19 protein-coding genes and 1 pseudogene are annotated in these 15,660 nt (G+C 70.3%); 14 read left to right on the plus strand and 6 right to left on the minus strand.

Annotated features, from left to right (window positions below; genetic code table 11):
* Nucleotides 1-36: 36 nt before the first annotated feature.
* The 8 genes and pseudogenes from K4L06_RS13025 (at nt 37) to K4L06_RS13060 (ending at nt 7,324) form a co-directional block, all read left to right on the plus strand.
* Nucleotides 37-1,695, plus strand: a complete 1,659-nt coding sequence (locus K4L06_RS13025; RefSeq protein WP_221671766.1) for a CTP synthase — start codon at nt 37-39, stop codon at nt 1,693-1,695.
* A 101-nt stretch (nt 1,696-1,796) separates the two neighbouring features.
* Nucleotides 1,797-2,630 carry a 3-deoxy-8-phosphooctulonate synthase gene (kdsA, locus tag K4L06_RS13030; RefSeq protein WP_221671767.1) on the plus strand — a complete coding sequence of 278 codons (834 nt, stop codon included), beginning with the start codon at nt 1,797-1,799 and terminating at the stop codon, nt 2,628-2,630.
* 114 nt (nt 2,631-2,744) lie between these two features.
* On the plus strand, nt 2,745-4,031 hold the full coding sequence (gene eno / locus K4L06_RS13035) for a phosphopyruvate hydratase (RefSeq protein ID WP_221671768.1): 1,287 nt from the start codon (nt 2,745-2,747) through the stop codon (nt 4,029-4,031).
* A 21-nt stretch (nt 4,032-4,052) separates the two neighbouring features.
* Nucleotides 4,053-4,370: pseudogene (gene ftsB / locus K4L06_RS13040) on the plus strand (cell division protein FtsB); the annotation flags it as partial.
* Between the two features lie 178 nt (nt 4,371-4,548).
* Entirely contained in the window at nt 4,549-5,229 is a 681-nt protein-coding gene (gene ispD, locus K4L06_RS13045; RefSeq protein ID WP_221671770.1) for a 2-C-methyl-D-erythritol 4-phosphate cytidylyltransferase, read from the plus strand.
* A 120-nt stretch (nt 5,230-5,349) separates the two neighbouring features.
* A complete protein-coding gene (gene ispF, locus K4L06_RS13050) occupies nt 5,350-5,835 on the plus strand; it encodes a 2-C-methyl-D-erythritol 2,4-cyclodiphosphate synthase (protein WP_221673627.1) in 486 nt (161 codons plus the stop codon).
* A complete protein-coding gene (gene truD / locus K4L06_RS13055; protein WP_221671771.1) occupies nt 5,832-6,917 on the plus strand; it encodes a tRNA pseudouridine(13) synthase TruD in 1,086 nt (361 codons plus the stop codon). Before ispF ends, truD begins: the two co-directional genes overlap by 4 nt.
* A 173-nt stretch (nt 6,918-7,090) precedes the next feature.
* A complete protein-coding gene (locus tag K4L06_RS13060; RefSeq protein WP_221671772.1) occupies nt 7,091-7,324 on the plus strand; it encodes a hypothetical protein in 234 nt (77 codons plus the stop codon).
* A 49-nt stretch (nt 7,325-7,373) separates the two neighbouring features.
* Here the strand turns inward: K4L06_RS13060 and K4L06_RS13065 are convergent, their stop codons facing one another.
* Both K4L06_RS13065 and K4L06_RS13070 read right to left on the minus strand, forming a co-directional pair.
* Complete coding sequence (locus tag K4L06_RS13065) at nt 7,374-7,952, minus strand: Smr/MutS family protein (protein ID WP_221671773.1); 579 nt, start codon at nt 7,950-7,952, stop codon at nt 7,374-7,376.
* A 258-nt stretch (nt 7,953-8,210) separates the two neighbouring features.
* On the minus strand, nt 8,211-8,978 hold the full coding sequence (locus K4L06_RS13070) for a LuxR family transcriptional regulator (RefSeq protein WP_221671774.1): 768 nt from the start codon (nt 8,976-8,978) through the stop codon (nt 8,211-8,213).
* 106 nt (nt 8,979-9,084) lie between these two features.
* Here K4L06_RS13070 and surE point away from each other — a divergent pair, with 106 nt between their 5' ends.
* From surE to K4L06_RS13095, 5 genes are all read left to right on the plus strand, one after another.
* Nucleotides 9,085-9,888: a 5'/3'-nucleotidase SurE gene (surE, locus tag K4L06_RS13075; RefSeq protein ID WP_221671775.1), complete on the plus strand. Its 804-nt coding sequence runs from the start codon at nt 9,085-9,087 to the stop codon at nt 9,886-9,888.
* Nucleotides 9,885-10,565 (plus strand): protein-L-isoaspartate(D-aspartate) O-methyltransferase, encoded by a 681-nt coding sequence (locus K4L06_RS13080; RefSeq protein WP_221671776.1) that lies wholly within the window; start codon nt 9,885-9,887, stop codon nt 10,563-10,565. The genes surE and K4L06_RS13080 overlap by 4 nt, the downstream gene beginning before the upstream one ends.
* A gap of 25 nt (nt 10,566-10,590) precedes the next feature.
* Nucleotides 10,591-11,202: a YqaA family protein gene (locus tag K4L06_RS13085; protein WP_221673628.1), complete on the plus strand. Its 612-nt coding sequence runs from the start codon at nt 10,591-10,593 to the stop codon at nt 11,200-11,202.
* Nucleotides 11,203-11,317: 115 nt separating this feature from the next.
* Entirely contained in the window at nt 11,318-12,085 is a 768-nt protein-coding gene (locus tag K4L06_RS13090; RefSeq protein ID WP_255595632.1) for a peptidoglycan DD-metalloendopeptidase family protein, read from the plus strand.
* A 14-nt stretch (nt 12,086-12,099) separates the two neighbouring features.
* Entirely contained in the window at nt 12,100-12,579 is a 480-nt protein-coding gene (locus K4L06_RS13095; RefSeq protein ID WP_221671778.1) for a hypothetical protein, read from the plus strand.
* A gap of 94 nt (nt 12,580-12,673) precedes the next feature.
* On the opposite strand, the gene K4L06_RS13100 is transcribed toward K4L06_RS13095, so the two are convergent.
* From K4L06_RS13100 to yhbY, 4 genes are all read right to left on the minus strand, one after another.
* Nucleotides 12,674-13,279, minus strand: coding sequence for a hypothetical protein (locus tag K4L06_RS13100; protein ID WP_221671779.1), 606 nt, complete (start codon nt 13,277-13,279; stop codon nt 12,674-12,676).
* 45 nt (nt 13,280-13,324) lie between these two features.
* Entirely contained in the window at nt 13,325-13,924 is a 600-nt protein-coding gene (locus K4L06_RS13105) for a D-Ala-D-Ala carboxypeptidase family metallohydrolase (RefSeq protein ID WP_221671780.1), read from the minus strand.
* A gap of 112 nt (nt 13,925-14,036) precedes the next feature.
* The gene (locus tag K4L06_RS13110; RefSeq protein WP_221671781.1) at nt 14,037-14,411 is read right to left on the minus strand and encodes an Mth938-like domain-containing protein; all 375 of its coding nucleotides are present in this window, start codon (nt 14,409-14,411) and stop codon (nt 14,037-14,039) included.
* 126 nt (nt 14,412-14,537) lie between these two features.
* On the minus strand, nt 14,538-14,843 hold the full coding sequence (gene yhbY / locus K4L06_RS13115; protein WP_221671782.1) for a ribosome assembly RNA-binding protein YhbY: 306 nt from the start codon (nt 14,841-14,843) through the stop codon (nt 14,538-14,540).
* 78 nt (nt 14,844-14,921) lie between these two features.
* Here yhbY and rlmE point away from each other — a divergent pair, with 78 nt between their 5' ends.
* The gene (gene rlmE / locus K4L06_RS13120) at nt 14,922-15,569 is read left to right on the plus strand and encodes a 23S rRNA (uridine(2552)-2'-O)-methyltransferase RlmE (RefSeq protein WP_221671783.1); all 648 of its coding nucleotides are present in this window, start codon (nt 14,922-14,924) and stop codon (nt 15,567-15,569) included.
* Nucleotides 15,570-15,660 lie beyond the last annotated feature (91 nt).

Raw genomic sequence — 15,660 nt, forward strand, 5'->3', positions numbered from 1 at the left:
TCGGTAAACTACGGCTTTCCAGCGGCTGCAAAATCCATGACTCCCCTGATTTTCGTCACCGGCGGCGTGGTGTCCTCGCTTGGCAAGGGCATCGCGGCGGCCTCGTTGGCGGCCATCCTCGAAGCGCGCGGGCTGCGCGTGACGATGATGAAGCTCGACCCCTACATCAACGTCGATCCGGGCACGATGAGCCCGTTCCAGCACGGCGAGGTTTACGTCACCGACGACGGCGCCGAGACCGACCTGGACCTGGGGCACTACGAGCGCTACCTGCGCACCCGGCTCAGCCGCAAGAATTCGATCACCACCGGCCGGATCTACGAGAACGTGATCCGCAAGGAACGCCGCGGCGACTACCTTGGCGGCACCGTGCAGGTGATCCCGCACATCACCGACGAGATCAAGCGCTGCATCGTCGAGGCCACCGAGGGCTTCGACGTGGCCCTGGTCGAGGTCGGCGGCACCGTCGGCGACATCGAGTCGCTGCCGTTCCTGGAGGCGATCCGCCAGCTGCGCACCGAGCGCGGCCCGGAGCACGCGTTGTTCATGCACCTGACTCTGGTGCCGTTCATCGCCGCCGCCGGCGAACTGAAGACCAAGCCGACCCAGCACTCGGTCAAGGAACTGCGCTCGATCGGCATCCAGCCCGACGTGCTGCTGTGCCGCAGCGAGCAGCCGCTGCCGGACAGCGAGCGGCGCAAGATCGCCTTGTTCACCAACGTGCCGGAAAAAGCGGTCATCTCGGCCGTCGACCTGGACAACATCTACAAGCTGCCGCAGTGGTTCCACGAGCAGGGCCTGGACGCGATCGTCCTCGACCGCCTGCGCATCCAGGCCGGCCCGGCCGACCTGAACGAGTGGAACGAAGTCGTCGACGCCAGCACCCATCCGGTCGACGAGGTCACCATCGCGGTGGTCGGCAAGTACATCGACCACCAGGACGCGTACAAGTCGCTGGCCGAAGCGCTCAAGCACGGCGGCCTGCGCCAGCGCACCAAGGTCAACCTGAAGTGGCTGGAATCCAGCGAGATCGAGCGCGACGGCGTCGAATCGCTACAGGGCGTCGACGGCATCCTGGTGCCCGGCGGCTTCGGCGACCGCGGCTTCGAAGGCAAGGTCGCCACCGCCCGCTACGCCCGCGAAAGCCAGGTGCCGTACTTCGGCATCTGCTACGGCATGCAGGCGGCGGTGGTGGACTACGCCCGCCACGTGGTCGGCCTGGAACACGCCAACAGCACCGAGAACGACAAGAACAGCCCGCACCCGGTGATCGGCCTGATCACCGAATGGCGCACCGCCACCGGCGAGATCGAACGCCGCACCGAAGCCAGCGACCTCGGCGGCACCATGCGCCTGGGCCTGCAGGACCAGCGGATCAAGCCCGGCACCCTGGCGCGCGAGCTGTACGGCAAGGACGTGGTCGGCGAGCGTCATCGCCACCGCTACGAGTTCAACAACCGCTACCGCACCCAGCTCGAGGACGCCGGCCTGGTCATTTCGGCCAAGTCGATGGACGACCTGCTGGTGGAGATGGTCGAGTTGCCGCGCAGCGCCCACCCGTGGTTCCTGGCCTGCCAGGCGCACCCCGAGTTCCTGTCCACCCCGCGCGACGGCCATCCGCTGTTCGTCGGCTTCGTCCGCGCCGCGCGCGAGGCCAAGGCCGGCGGCAAGCTGCTGCGCGAGGTCAAGCAGTAAGCCCGCGGTGAACGACGGGCCGGCGCGCACCCGCGCCGGTCTTGTCGAGGCCGGCTTCGGCCGCCATCTGATCGACCCACGAACGCAACCGGAACTCAAGCATGAAACTCTGCGGTTTTGACGTAGGCCTGGACCAGCCGTTCTTCCTGATCGCCGGCCCCTGCGTGATCGAATCGATGCAGTTGCAGCTCGACGTCGCCGGCCAGCTCAAGGAGATCACCTCCGCGCTGGGCATTCCGTTCATCTTCAAGTCCAGCTTCGACAAGGCCAACCGCACTTCGGCCACCAGCTTCCGCGGCCCCGGCCTGGAAGAGGGCTTGAAGGTGCTGGCCGAGGTCAAGCGCCAGATCGGCGTGCCGGTGCTGACCGACGTGCACGAGTACACGCCGATGGCCGAGGTCGCCTCGGTGGTCGACGTGCTGCAGACCCCGGCCTTCCTGTGCCGGCAGACCGACTTCATCCAGAACGTGGCCCGCGCCGGCAAGCCGGTCAACATCAAGAAGGGCCAGTTCCTGTCGCCGTGGGAAATGAAGCACGTGACCGCCAAGGCCAAGGCTACCGGCAACGAGCAGATCATGGCCTGCGAGCGCGGCGCCAGCTTCGGCTACAACAACCTGGTCAGCGACATGCGCTCGCTGTCGGTGATGCGCGACACCGGTTGCCCAGTAGTGTTCGACGCGACCCATTCGGTGCAGCTGCCCGGCGGCATGGACGGCAAGTCCGGCGGCCAGCGCGAGTTCGTGCCGGTGCTGGCGCGCGCGGCGATCGCGGTCGGCGTCTCCGGCGTGTTCATGGAAACCCATCCGCGCCCCGAAGAAGCCCTGTCCGACGGCCCCAACGCGGTGCCGCTGCCGAAGATGCGCGCCTTGCTGGAAACCCTGGTCGAACTGGACCGTATCACCAAGCGCAACGGTTTCCTGGAACAGGATTTCTGACCCCGGAGCGATAGCCCGTGCGCGGCGCCCGGACGGCGCAGCCGCGTCTGGGCTATCGTTCGCCGGTTGGCCTGCGCCACCCCCTTCCCCTTTCCCATTCCGACCGCCCCCGACATGAGCACGATCACCCAGATCCACGCCCGCGAAATCCTCGACAGCCGCGGCAATCCGACCCTGGAAGCCGAAGTCACCCTCGCCGACGGCAGCTTCGGCCGCGCGATGGTCCCGTCCGGCGCCTCGACCGGCAGCAAGGAGGCGATCGAGCTGCGCGACGGCGACAAGACCCGCTACCTGGGCAAGGGCGTGCGCAAGGCGGTGGAGAACGTCAACACCGTCATCGCCCAGGCCCTGAAGGGCATGGACGCCACCGACCAGGCCGCGCTGGACAAGCGCATGATCGACCTCGACGGCACCGAGAACAAAGCCCGCCTCGGCGCCAACGCGCTGCTCGGCGTGTCGATGGCCAATGCGCATGCGCTGGCCGCTTCGAAGAAAGTGCCGCTGTGGAAGTCGCTGGCCGGCGACCGCGCGCCGGTGCTGCCGGTGCCGATGATGAACATCATCAACGGCGGCGCCCACGCCGACAACAACGTCGACCTGCAGGAATTCATGATCCTGCCGGTGGGCGTGAGCAATTTCGCCGAGGCGCTGCGCGCCGGCGCCGAGGTATTCCACGCGCTGAAGTCGGTGCTCAAGGGCCGCGGCCTGAGCACCGCGGTCGGCGACGAGGGCGGCTTCGCCCCCGACCTGCGCAGCAACGAAGAAGCGCTGGAAACCATCCTCGAAGCGATCGGCAAGGCCGGCTACAAGGCCGGCGAGGACATCCTGCTCGGCCTCGACGTCGCCTCGACCGAATTCTTCGACAACGGCAAGTACCACCTGGTGGGCGAGGGCAAGCGCCTGAGCAGCGAGCAGTTCGTCGACTTCCTCGCCAACTGGGCCGCGCAGTACCCGATCGTGACCATCGAAGACGGCATGGCCGAGGACGACTGGGCCGGCTGGAAGCTGCTGACCGAGAAGATCGGCAACAAGGTGCAGTTGGTCGGCGACGACCTGTTCGTGACCAATCCGAAGATCTTCAAGGAAGGCATCGACCAGCACGTGGCCAACGCCATCCTGATCAAGGTCAACCAGATCGGCACCCTGACCGAGACCCTGGAAGCGATCGCGATGGCCGACGCGGCCAAGTACGCGGCGGTGGTCTCGCACCGTTCCGGCGAAACCGAGGACACCACCATCGCCGACATCTCGGTCGCCACCACCGCGACCCAGATCAAGACCGGCTCGCTGTGCCGCAGCGACCGCGTCGCCAAGTACAACCAGCTGCTGCGCATCGAAGAGCAGCTCGGCGCGGCCGCACGCTACGCCGGCCGCGACGCGTTCGTGTCGCTGCGCCGCTGATCGCGACGGAGACGCCGGAGCATGCGCTGGGTGCGGGTCTCGGTGGTGGCGCTGCTGGCGCTGCTCGCCCTCCTGCAGTACCGGCTGTGGTGGGCCGGCGACGGGCGCGGCGGCAGCGTCGCCGCGCTGCAGGCCCAGGTCGACGGCCAGAGCCGCGAGAACCAGGGCCTGCAACAGCGCAACGCCGCCCTCGCCGCCGAAGTCGAGGACCTCAAGTCCGGCGAGGCGGCGGTCGAGGAACGCGCGCGCAGCGAGCTGGGCATGATCAAGCCCGGCGAAACCTTCTACCGGGTGGTCGAGGCCAAGCCGCAAGCGCCGGGGCCGAACGCGGCCGCGGCGGTGAGCGCGGTGCAGGGCGGCGCCGCGCCGGCCGATTCGGCCGACTCCGCCGAGCCGAGCCTGGAAGAGCAGGTCGACGAGCCGCCGGGCGAACTGCCGGCGCCGGAACCGCAGCCGTCGCCGGCGCAGTGACGCCGGCGGCAGCGTCCCTCCGTACCGTTCCTTTTCGAGTCAGCGCATGATCTGGGCCGTCCTTCCCGCCGCCGGCCGCGGCCAGCGCTTCGGCGGTCCGACCCCGAAGCAATACCTGCACGCAGCCGGCAAGCCGCTGATCGAGCACGCTTTGCGCGCATTGCTGGCGCATCCGCGGGTCGGCGGGGCGATGGTCGCGTTGGCGGCCGACGACGCCCTGTGGCCGGGCTGGAGCGAACTGCTCGGCAAGCCGGTGCTGCGTTGCATCGGCGGCGGCGAGCGCGCCGACTCGGTGCTGGCCGGCCTGCGCGCCTTGCCGGCGCAGCTCGGCGACGACACCCTGGTGCTGGTCCACGATGCGGCGCGGCCGAACCTGCGCGGCGCCGACCTCGACGCGCTGATCGCCGCGGCGCAGGCCGACCCCGCCGGCGCCATTCTCGGCGCGCCGCTGCGCGATACCCTCAAGCGCGCCGGCGACGGCCGCATCCTCGCCACCGAGCCGCGCGACGGCCTGTGGCGCGCCTTCACCCCGCAGGCCTTCCGCCGCGGCGCCTTGACCGCGGCCCTGGCCCAGGCCGCCGCGGACGGCGCGATCGTCACCGACGAGGCCAGCGCGATGGAACGCATCGGCCTGCGCCCGCGCCTGGTCGAGGGACGCGAGGACAATCTCAAAGTCACCACGCCGGCGGATCTGGCGTTGGCGGAGTACCTGCTGGGCAAAGCCTGACCGCCGAGGAGTGAGCGCAGAGCAGCGAGGAGTGAGCAGAAGCGCGAGCCGGCTCTCGACCTATTGACCTCTGCATTCGCTCGCTCCTCACTCCTCTTCGCTCACTCCTCGAACTCAGGAATTTCCATGAACATCCGCATCGGCCAAGGCTACGACGTCCACGCCTTCGGCGACGGCGACCACGTCATGCTCGGCGGAGTGCGCGTGCCGCACGACCGCGGCGTGCTGGCCCATTCCGACGGCGACGTGGTCCTGCACGCGCTGTGCGACGCCATGCTCGGCGCGCTGGCGCTGGGCGACATCGGCCGCCATTTCCCGCCCAGCGACGAACGCTGGCGCGGCGCCGACAGCCGCCAGTTCCTGCGCCACTGCAACGCGCTGATCGGCGAGCGCGGCTACCGGGTCGGCAACGCCGACGTCACCGTGGTCTGCGAACGGCCCAAGGTGGGCCCGCATGCGCAGGCGATGCGCGAGGCGATCGCCGCCGACCTGGGCATCGCGGTCGACGCGGTCAGTGTCAAGGCCACCACCACCGAACAACTGGGCTTCACCGGCCGCCGCGAAGGCATCGCTGCGATGGCGGTGTGCCTGCTGGTTGCGGCATGAGCGAGCGCGACGATGCCGTGGCCGGCACGGCCGAGGAGCCGGCGCTGCCGCGCGCCCACGGCGCGGCGGTGCTGCGCGCGCGCCTGCGCGCGCGGCCGGAGGACTTCCGGGTCGAGGAGTTGCCGGGCTTCGCCGCCAGCGGCAGCGGCGAGCACCTGCTGCTGACGATCGAAAAGCGCGGCATGAACACCGCCTTCGCCGCCAAGCGCCTGGCCGCCTGGGCCGGCGTCGGCGAGGTCGCGATCGGCTACGCCGGGCTCAAGGACCGCCACGCGGTCACCGTGCAGCGCTTCAGCGTGCACCTGCCGAAGCGGGTCGCGCCGGACCTGGACGCGCTGCAGAGCGACGAGCTGCGCGTGCTCGACTGCCAATGGCACGCCAAGAAGCTGCCGCGCGGCGCGCTGGCCGGCAACCGCTTCGTGCTGACCCTGCGCGAGCCGGCCGGCGAGCGCGAGGCGATCGAGGCGCGGCTGCGCCGGATCGGCGAGCAGGGCGTGCCGAACTACTTCGGCGAGCAGCGCTTCGGCCGCGACGGCGACAACGTCGCCAATGCGCTGGCGATGTTCGCCGGACGGCGGGTGCGGCGCGAGCAGCGCAGCCTGCTGCTGTCGGCGGCGCGTTCGGAACTGTTCAACCGCGCGCTCGCCGCGCGGGTGCTGGACCGCAGCTGGAGCGGACTGCGCGACGGCGCGCCGCTGGCGGGCGAGGTCTGGGCCCTGGCCGGCAGCCGCAGCGTGTTCGGCCCGGAGCCCTGGAGCGAGGATCTGGCCCAGCGCCTGGCGGCCTTCGACATCCATCCCAGCGGACCGCTGTGGGGGCGCGGCGCCTTGCGCAGCCGCGACGAGGTGGCGGCGCTGGAATCCGATGCGCTCGGCGACCCGCAGGCGCTGGCCTTGCGCGCCGGGCTGGAGGCGGCCGGGCTGGAACAGGAGCGTCGCGCCTTGCGCCTGCGCCCCGACGCGCTGAGCTGGCGCTGGTGCGAGGACGGCGCGCTGGAAGTGTGCTTCGCTTTGCCCGCAGGCGCTTACGCCACCGTGGTCCTGGCCGAACTCGGCGAACTGCATTCCGGCGTCGCGGGCTGAGCGCGCCGCGCCGCCGCAACCCCTACGCCTACCGCTCGTCGGCTTGCAGCCGAAGGCACTGGAACGCCGGTCCGGCCGGCGTATAAGCCGGAAGTGACAGCCGGCAGGGGCCGGTTGCCGTCCGGCCGCCGGGCGTACCGGGACCGGACTCCACCGCGTCAGGGAGCCTGGTCATGAACGCTACCGTGCGTGTCGCCGTCCTGTCGTTGTCGATCCTGGGCCTGGCCGCCTGCGCCGGCACCCAGACCAAGAGCACTTACGCCGAGCCGGCCAGCGCGCCGCGCGAGCCTTCGCCGATGTCGCGCGACGAGCGCTACATCGCCACGATCGAGCGCATCGCGCGCAATCGCGGCATCGATGTGGTGTGGGTCAATCCGCCGGCGCGCGAGTCCGCCGGGGACGAATGAATGCGCCAGGGACGGAGGGGGTTAAACACGTTTAACTCCCTGCGTGCCTTCAACGCCGGCGCGGCGCCAGCAGCACCAGCACCGCGCCGGTGCCGCCCTGCGCGGGCGGCGCGGAATGGAACGCCAGCACGTCGGCGCGCTGGCGCAGCATCCGGTCGACCAGATTCTTCAGCACCGGCACGCCGCGGCTGTCGACGTAGTCGCCGCCGCTGCCGCTGCGTCCCTTGCCGTGGATCAGGCGCACGCAGCCCAGGCCCTGCTCGCGCGCGTCGTGCAGGAAGGCGCGCAGCAGCTGCTCGGCCTCGCGCACGTCGCTGCCGTGCAGGTCCAATTCTTCCTGGGCCGAGATCTCGCCGCGGCGCAGGCGCGCGAATACCCGCGGCGGCACTTCGTCGCGGCGATAGCTGAGCGCATCGCCGGCTTCCAGCAGGCTGTCTTCCAGGGCGTGGCGGAACTCCTCGCGCGCCTGCGCTTCGTCGCGCTCGGCCATGCGCGCGCGCGGCCGCGGCTTGGGCGCGGCCGGCGGCGGCGTCGCGTCGGGCAGGCGCCGCACCTCGCCGATCGCGGCCCGGAACAGGGCAGCGTCGTCGTCGGAGTCGTCGTCGGGGCGGTCGGGGGGCGGGCTCATGGCCACAGGATAAAAGCCCCGGCCCTTCCTTGGGACCTGCGACCCGTCGGTATCGGGCCGTCACCGGGGAAAACCGCACGCGGCGCGCGCCGGACAGCCCCAGGCGCGCCTGAGCGCCGCTGCGTCTGCGACACCGCATCGGCACAGTTCAGCATGCGTCGCAGCGGCGCCGGCGCCGCGCCTGTCAGAACAGACAGGTCCGAAGAAAATAGGGACGGAGGGGGTTAAGAGGACTTAACCCCCCCTCCGTCCCTGGTTTCACAGCGTGATCAGGCCCAGCGCGACCGCGCGCGCGCAGGCGGCGCGGCGGCCCTTGACCCCGAGCTTGCGCGAGGCCTGCTGCAGGTGGAAGTTCACCGTGCGCTCGCTGATCCGCAGGATCATCGAGATCTCCCACGAGGTCTTGCCGACCGCCGACCAGCGCAGCACCTCGCGCTCGCGTTCGCTCACGGTCGGCAACGGCTGGCGCTGGCGCAGCAGGCGGTCGATCGCGGCCTGCATGCAATTGACGAAGTACACCGCCGAGGCCACGGTCGGCAGCATCTCGCGCGGGTCGAACAGGGCGTTGTGGGTAAAGGTCATGAACGACCAGCGCATGCCCGGCGACCAGCTCGGCACGGTGATGCCGCCGCGCAGGCCGTGTTCGCCGGCCATCTCCAGGGTGCGGCGGGTGCGCTGCATCAGGTACACGCGCGGGCGCAGCTCGTAGCTGGTTTCGCCGCGCGCGTTCCACGACGCCGCCGGCAGGCCCTCGCGGGCCTGGATGATGCGCGGGTCGGTGCGTTCGGCCTGCGCCCCGGCCAGCGCCGGATAGGTCTTGGACCAGTCGCTGGCGAAATCCTCGAAAAAGAAGAAATCGTTGCCCGGGACCGCGGCATGGCCGGGCAGGAGCGAGGGCTCCTGCAGTTTCATCGCATAGCCATGATGCTGAAACCCGAGCGCCTTGGTATAGGCGCTCGTCGCCGATTTCACTTCGTCCAGCGATCGGGCGCGGAACACGCGCTCGATATGTTCCCAGTACTGCATGCCTTGCCCTGCATTCAGACCGTACGGCGGCCATCTTACCGCCCAATGGCCGGCCGAACCGCCGTGCCGGATCGGGTATGATTCAGCCTTTCACCGCGGAATCCCCATGCGCGTATTGGTCAGCAACGATGACGGCGTCGACGCCCCGGGCATCCGCATCCTGGCCCAGGGCTTGCGCGACGCCGGTCACGAAGTGCTGGTGGTCGCCCCCGACCGCGATCGTTCCGGCGCCAGCAATTCGCTGACCCTGGACATGCCGGTGCGGGTGAACAAGATCGACGATTCGACCTGGCGCGTCTACGGCACGCCCACCGACTGCGTGCATGTGGCGATCACCGGCATGCTCGAGGTCGAGCCGGACATCGTCGTCTCCGGGATCAACAACACCGCCAACCTGGGCGACGACGTGATCTATTCCGGCACCGTCGCCGCGGCGATGGAAGGGCGCTTCCTCGGCCTGCCGGCGGTGGCGATGTCGCTGGCCACCGCCGACCACGTCGGCCGCCATTACGAAACCGCCGCCCGCGCCGCGGTCGAGATCATCGCCCGCCTGCGCACCGACCCGCTGCCGGCCGACACCATCCTCAACGTCAACGTGCCGGACCTGCCCTGGAGCGAGGTCGCCGGCTTCGAGGTCACCCGGCTCGGCAACCGCCATCGCGCCGAGGCCTGCATCCCGCAGCAGGACCCGCGCGGCCGCCAGTGGTGGTGGATCGGCGCCGCCGGCCCCGAGGCCGACGCCGGCGCCGGCACCGATTTCCACGCCGTGCGCACCGGCAACATCTCGATCACCCCGATTCATGTCGACCTGACCCGCTATCAGGCGCTGGAACAGGTCGCCAGCTGGGTCGGCGGCCTGGCCGCCGCGCTCGAGCCCGAGGCCGGCGTCGCCGCGGAGCCCGGCGCATGATCCAGCGCATGCGCCTGCAGCCCGAGGCGATCGGCAGCGGCCTGACCTCGCAGCGCGTGCGCGACCGCCTGGTCGAGCGCCTGCGCGAGGCCGGGATCCGCGACGAGCGCGTGCTCAACGCGATCCGCACCGTGCCGCGCCATCTGTTCGTCGACGAAGCCCTGGCGATGCGCGCCTACGAGGACACCGCGCTGCCGATCGGCCACGGCCAGACCATCTCCCAGCCCTGGGTGGTGGCGAAGATGACCGAGGCCCTGCTGGCCGAACGCGTCCCGGCCAAGGTGCTGGAGATCGGCACCGGCTCGGGCTACCAGGCCGCGATCCTGGCCGCGCTGGGGCTGGAAGTGCATACCGTCGAGCGCATCGGCGAGCTGCTGCGCACCGCGCGCAAGCGCTTCCGCCAGCTCGGCCTGAACGTGCGCAGCAAGCACGACGACGGCCGCATCGGCTGGCCCGAGAACGGCCCCTTCGATGCGATCATCGTCACCGCCGCGGCGCCGGCCCTGGTCGAGGCGCTGACCGAACAGCTCGCCCCGGGCGGCACCCTGATCGCGCCGGTCGGCGCGGCCTCGTCGCAATCGCTGCTGCAATTGCGCAAGGACGCCGACGGCAACCTCAGCCAAACCTCGCTCGCGCCGGTGGTGTTCGTGCCGCTGTTGTCGGGCATGATCGACTGACCCCCGCAGCCGACCCTCTATGGCACTGAAGATTTTCGGGCCGCTCTACGAGCGCGCCATCACCTGGGCCCGCCACCGCCATGCGCCGGCCTACCTGACCGGCCTGAGCTTCGTCGAGGCGATCATTTTCCCGATCATGCCCGAGGTCATGCTGGCGCCGATGTCGGTGGCCCAGCCCAAGCGGGCGTTCTGGTTCGCCACCTTGAGCATCGTCGGCTCGATGGCCGGCGCCCTGGTCGGCTATTTCCTCGGCCACTACGCTTTCGAGGCGCTCAAGCCGATGTTCGCCGCGCTGGGCATGCTGCCGGCGATCGAGTCGGGCATCGCCACGGTCCAGGCCAAGATGGCCGAGTCGCCGTGGGCGGTGTTCTTCTTCCTGGTGCTGGGCGGCTTCATGCCGATCCCGATGAAGGTGTTCACCTGGGCGTCGGGCATCGTCGGCGTGCCTATGCTGCAATACGTGCTGAGCATGCTGATCGGCCGCGGCAAGCGCGTGTACCTGCTGGCGCTGGCGATCCGCCTCGGCGGCGAGCGCGCCGAGGCGACGCTGCGGCGCTACATCGAGCCGATCGGCTGGATCGCCACGGTGCTCCTGGCCGCGGCGGTGGCCTGGCTGGTCTGGCGTTCACAACACTAAGCCGCGCCGGACGCGACACTGTCGCCGGCGGCCGCAATCAGGAACGAATGCGCGCGAACCGAGGCGCAGCAAGAGGACGAGCATGAGCGAGACGACCCGAACCCCGACCCTGGCGATGGCCGCCTGCTTGTTGGCTACGCTTGCCCTGATCGGTTGTTCGAGCACGGTCGTCCGCGAACCCTCGCGCGGCGGTTCCAGCCGTCCCGGCGCGCGCCCGCCGGCCTCGCGTCCGTCGCCGCGCCCGTCGACGCCGAAGTACGGCGCCACGGTCACCGTGCAGCGCGGCGAAGGCCTGTACCGCATCGCCACCAACCACGGCATCGCGATGAGCGACCTGGCGGCCTGGAACGGCCTGTCGGAGCCGTACAACCTGTATCCGGGCCAGCGCCTGCGCCTGTATCCGCCGGGCGGCCGCACGCCGTCGGCCGGTTCGGGCTCGCCGTCGGCTTCGACCGGCACCGCGCCGCCGCGCACCGCGCCGGCACCCACGCCCGCGGCGCCGGTCAGCAGCGGCATCCGCTGGCGCTGGCCGGCCGACGGTCCGCTGCTGGGCCGCTACGTCGCCAACGAGCCGACCAAGCAGGGCGTCGACATCGGCGGCGCCAGCGGCGCGCCGGTGCGCGCGGCCGCCGACGGCGTCGTGGTCTATTCCGGCACCGGCCTGGTCGGCTACGGCGAGCTGATCATCGTCAAGCACAACGAACAGTGGCTGTCGGCCTACGGCCACAACCGCAAGCGCCTGGTCAACGAAGGCCAGCTGGTCAAGGCCGGCGACCAGATCGCCGAGATGGGCCGCAGCGGCGCGGCGCGCGACATGCTGCACTTCGAGGTCCGCTACAACGCCAAGCCGGTCGATCCGCTGCTGTACCTGCCGGCGAAATGACCCGCGGCGGGCCGATGCCGCTGCGACCGTACTTCACCGACGACGACGGCTCGTTGCCGGAAATCGAATTGCACTATGCCGACGCCGAGCGGTTGGTCGCCTCGTTCGTCTACCTCTACTCGTTGCCTGGGATGCGCGACATGACCCGCAGCGATCGCTTGTGGGATCTGCGCCAGGAACGGGAAGCCGGGTTTGTCGGGCCGGAAGACTCGAGACGGGTAGTGAGCGGAGAGGTGTCGGCCTTCCATCGACTGCTCGAAGGGCTGCGCGTGGGCGACCGCCCGTTGCCGGCGCTGGGCATCTTCGTCGATACAGATCTGCTGGTGCTGGACTACCGCATGGGCGCCGAGTGGGGCGATGCCGAGATTTTCGCGCTGATGAGGCTGCTCGCCGAGCTGCGTCGACGCGGCGCCCGTATTGCGGTCCCCGGTTGGGGCGCGGACGGTGATTGCGCGTTCCGCATGGCGGTGGATGAGGCGGCCACTGCCGTGTGAGCAGTGAACCAGGGACGGAGGGGGTTAAGCGGGCTTAACTCCCTCCGTTCCTTTCGCGGCGCGGCTGAGGCTTGCTGCAGGAGCGCCATGCCGCTCATGGCCGCGGCGGAGGCGGGTCGAACTGGCGGTCCACCGCGACGTAGCGGTAGTCGCCGGCGATCAGGTTCAACAGCAGGCGCGACTTGGGCGAGTAGGCGATACGCACCCGGTCGCCGGGCTCGACCGCGTCGTAGCAGCCCAAGGGTACCGAGAAACCGAGCGGCTGCTCCGCATCTTCGCCGTCGATCGCGCTGCCGTCGACAGCACTGCTGTCGACAGCGCTGCCGTCGAAGGCGATGTAAAGGCGATAGATCGGCGGCCAGGTCTCGCCGTCGTCGTGGACCGTCACCCCGTCGATGCGGCCCTCGCGCCACAGCTTGACTCCGGCCGCGACGTCCTCGCGCAAGCTCATCTCGTCGTAATAGATCGACAGCGCGAACACGAACAGGAACAGCGTCGCCGCGCCGACCATCGCGAACACCCACCACTGGCGCATCTCCGGCTCGAACACGAAGCCCGGCACGAAGCAGGCCAGGCATCCCAACGGCATCGAAAAGAACACCGAGGCGGGCCAGCGCAGCTCCTGCTTGGAACGCAGGTACTCGCGTTCGCGCGGGTCCAGGGGCGCGCGTTCGTCGCCAGCGGCGGGGGACGGGTCCATGTGCGCCTCCATGCGCGGCCGCCGGCGGCGGCCGAGTGGGCTTGGTTATAGCCGCCGCGGCGCGGCGGCGCCATCCGGGGGCGCCCCTTGGGGCGGCTTCTGGCAGAGCGAGGTCCCGCGCCTGAAATCGCCGCCCCAGGTGCGGAAGCCGGCGGTGTCGACGTGGAGGTGGCGGCGGTCGTAGAAGCCCAGGCCGAAGCCGGCCGCCGCGCCGCGCCGGCGCCAGAACCCGCACAGCGCCCGCACCGGCGCGTCGGCGGCGAGATCGAAGTCGTAGGCGCCGCCGTGGCGATGGCGGCTCAGCCGGCTGCCGCCCTCGCAGCGGTTGAAGCGCTCGTCGCGATAGGCCGATTGCACGGTGGCCCCGTTCAGCCAGCCCTGCGCACGCAGTTCGCGGATCAGGCGCAGGCTGGGCACGGTCGCCGCCCACAGCGTCCGCGGCGGCACGACGAACTCGTCGACCCCGCAGCGGCGCCAGTGCCGGCCGCTGCGCAGCAACTGGCGCAGCGGCAGCACGTCGGCCACGCCGTCGGTGCGTAGAAAGGCGCGGTAGGCCTCGGCCTGCGCGCGATGGCCGCGCGCCAGCCAGGCCTGGTAGCGCTGTTCGGGCGTGTCGCTGCCGTCGCGGCGCAGCGACAGGGACATGGCGACCGCGGCCGCCAGCAGCGCGACGACCAGGCGCGCGCGACCGGAGGGCGCAAGCGCGCGGCGCGAAGGACCGAGCGCGCCGGATTCCCTTCCCTGGGTCATGCCCGGCCTATGCGCCCAGGACGAAGCCCGCGACCACCCGTCGGCCTTCGCCGGCGAGCACGTTGAAGGTCCGCGCCGCGGCGGCGTTGGTCATGCTTTCCAGGCCGATCCCGCGGCCCAGGCAGGCGGCCAGGGTGGCCGGCGGCGGGAACGCCTGGCTGGCGCCGCAGCCGAGCACGATCAGCTCCGGCTGCAGCTCGAGCAGGGGGGCGAGGTCTTCGATGCTCAGCGTGCGTACGTCGCCGACCGCCCAATCCTCGATCAGCCGGTTCGGCGCCAGCACGAAGCTGCGCTCGAGCCGGCGGTCGTTGACCAGCGCGACCCGGCCGTCGGCCCCGCGCAGGAAGAACTCGTGGTCGGGGGTTTCGAGTGAGAGGAGCATGAGCGTCGGGAATGGGGAGTCGGGAATGGGGAATCGTCAAAACCAAAGCCGGGTAAGGCGTGAGGCGACCCGGGGGGCAGAACCGGCTTCTGCCGATTCCCTCACCCCATTCCCGATTCCCGGCCTTCAGGCCCGCGGCAACACGATCTGGCGCCGTTCCTTGCTCGGGCGGTACAGCACGGCGGTGTGGCCGATGCGCTGGACCAGGGCCGAGCCGGTGCGTTCGGCGATCTCAGCGATGAGTGAGTCGCGGGCCTCGCGGTCTTCGGCGCCGACCTTGACCTTGATCAGCTCGTGGTGCTCCAGGGCCAGGTCGATTTCGGCCACCAACGCATCCGTCACGCCCTTGCCGCCGACCTGGAGCATGGCCTTGAGATCGTGGGCCTGTCCGCGCAGGAAACGGGTCTGGGCGGAGGTCAGCAGGGTCGGCATCGGGTCACACGAACGGAGTAGAAAGGTCGCTCAGGGTATCATGGCGCCCCCAAACCCCACCGGGACGGCCGCCCGCCCATGGCGACCCGCAGCAAATCCAGCCATCGCTGGCTCAAAGAGCACTTTTCCGACCCCTTCGTGAAGAAGGCCAAGGCCGAGGGCCTGCGCTCGCGCGCGGCCTACAAGCTGGAGGAGCTGGTCGAGCGCGACCGCCTGCTGCGGCCGGGCATGGTGGTGGTCGACCTGGGCGCCGCCCCGGGCGGCTGGTCGCAGTGGGTCCGGCAGGAACTGGACCGGCTGAATCCGAAGCAGCCCGGCCGGATCATCGCCCTGGACATCCTCGACATGCCCGGCCTGGCCGGGGTCGAATTCCTTCATGGCGATTTCAGGGAGGATGCGGTGTTATCGCAGTTGGAAGCCACCCTGGGCGGGCAGGCGGTGGACCTTGTGCTGTCGGACATGGCCCCCAATATGAGCGGTGTGGATGCGGTGGACCTGCCGCGGGCGATGCACCTTTCGGAGCTGGCGATGGATTTCGCCGACCGGCACCTGAAGGTCGACGGTACGTTCCTGATCAAGCTGTTCCAGGGCGTCGGCTTCGACGATTACGTGCGCGAACTGCGCCGACGCTACGCCAAGGTCTCGATCCGCAAGCCGGCGGCCTCGCGCAAGCGGTCGCCGGAGGTGTACGCACTGGCGCAGGGCAAACGCGCAACGGCCGCATGACGGCAGGTGCCGGACGCGCGCCGGTGTGACAATCTGGGCAATCTGGCGGTACCCGCCGGCGCACGAGGCGTCGGAGGACACGAGGCCCCGC

It is taken from the genome of Lysobacter sp. BMK333-48F3, from assembly GCF_019733395.1.
In the GTDB taxonomy this organism is placed as follows: domain Bacteria; phylum Pseudomonadota; class Gammaproteobacteria; order Xanthomonadales; family Xanthomonadaceae; genus Lysobacter.

Coding starts and splice junctions, on each gene's coding strand:
- K4L06_RS13025 (WP_221671766.1), top strand. CDS start 37: ATGACTCCCCTGATTTTCGTCACCGGCGGCGTGGTGTCCTCGCTTGGC.
- kdsA (WP_221671767.1), top strand. CDS start 1,797: ATGAAACTCTGCGGTTTTGACGTAGGCCTGGACCAGCCGTTCTTCCTG.
- eno (WP_221671768.1), top strand. CDS start 2,745: ATGAGCACGATCACCCAGATCCACGCCCGCGAAATCCTCGACAGCCGC.
- ispD (WP_221671770.1), top strand. CDS start 4,549: ATGATCTGGGCCGTCCTTCCCGCCGCCGGCCGCGGCCAGCGCTTCGGC.
- truD (WP_221671771.1), top strand. CDS start 5,832: ATGAGCGAGCGCGACGATGCCGTGGCCGGCACGGCCGAGGAGCCGGCG.
- K4L06_RS13060 (WP_221671772.1), top strand. CDS start 7,091: ATGAACGCTACCGTGCGTGTCGCCGTCCTGTCGTTGTCGATCCTGGGC.
- K4L06_RS13065 (WP_221671773.1), bottom strand. CDS start 7,952: ATGAGCCCGCCCCCCGACCGCCCCGACGACGACTCCGACGACGACGCT.
- K4L06_RS13070 (WP_221671774.1), bottom strand. CDS start 8,978: ATGCAGTACTGGGAACATATCGAGCGCGTGTTCCGCGCCCGATCGCTG.
- surE (WP_221671775.1), top strand. CDS start 9,085: ATGCGCGTATTGGTCAGCAACGATGACGGCGTCGACGCCCCGGGCATC.
- K4L06_RS13080 (WP_221671776.1), top strand. CDS start 9,885: ATGATCCAGCGCATGCGCCTGCAGCCCGAGGCGATCGGCAGCGGCCTG.
- K4L06_RS13090 (WP_255595632.1), top strand. CDS start 11,318: ATGGCCGCCTGCTTGTTGGCTACGCTTGCCCTGATCGGTTGTTCGAGC.
- K4L06_RS13095 (WP_221671778.1), top strand. CDS start 12,100: ATGCCGCTGCGACCGTACTTCACCGACGACGACGGCTCGTTGCCGGAA.
- K4L06_RS13100 (WP_221671779.1), bottom strand. CDS start 13,279: ATGGACCCGTCCCCCGCCGCTGGCGACGAACGCGCGCCCCTGGACCCG.
- K4L06_RS13105 (WP_221671780.1), bottom strand. CDS start 13,924: ATGTCCCTGTCGCTGCGCCGCGACGGCAGCGACACGCCCGAACAGCGC.
- K4L06_RS13110 (WP_221671781.1), bottom strand. CDS start 14,411: ATGCTCCTCTCACTCGAAACCCCCGACCACGAGTTCTTCCTGCGCGGG.
- yhbY (WP_221671782.1), bottom strand. CDS start 14,843: ATGCCGACCCTGCTGACCTCCGCCCAGACCCGTTTCCTGCGCGGACAG.
- rlmE (WP_221671783.1), top strand. CDS start 14,922: ATGGCGACCCGCAGCAAATCCAGCCATCGCTGGCTCAAAGAGCACTTT.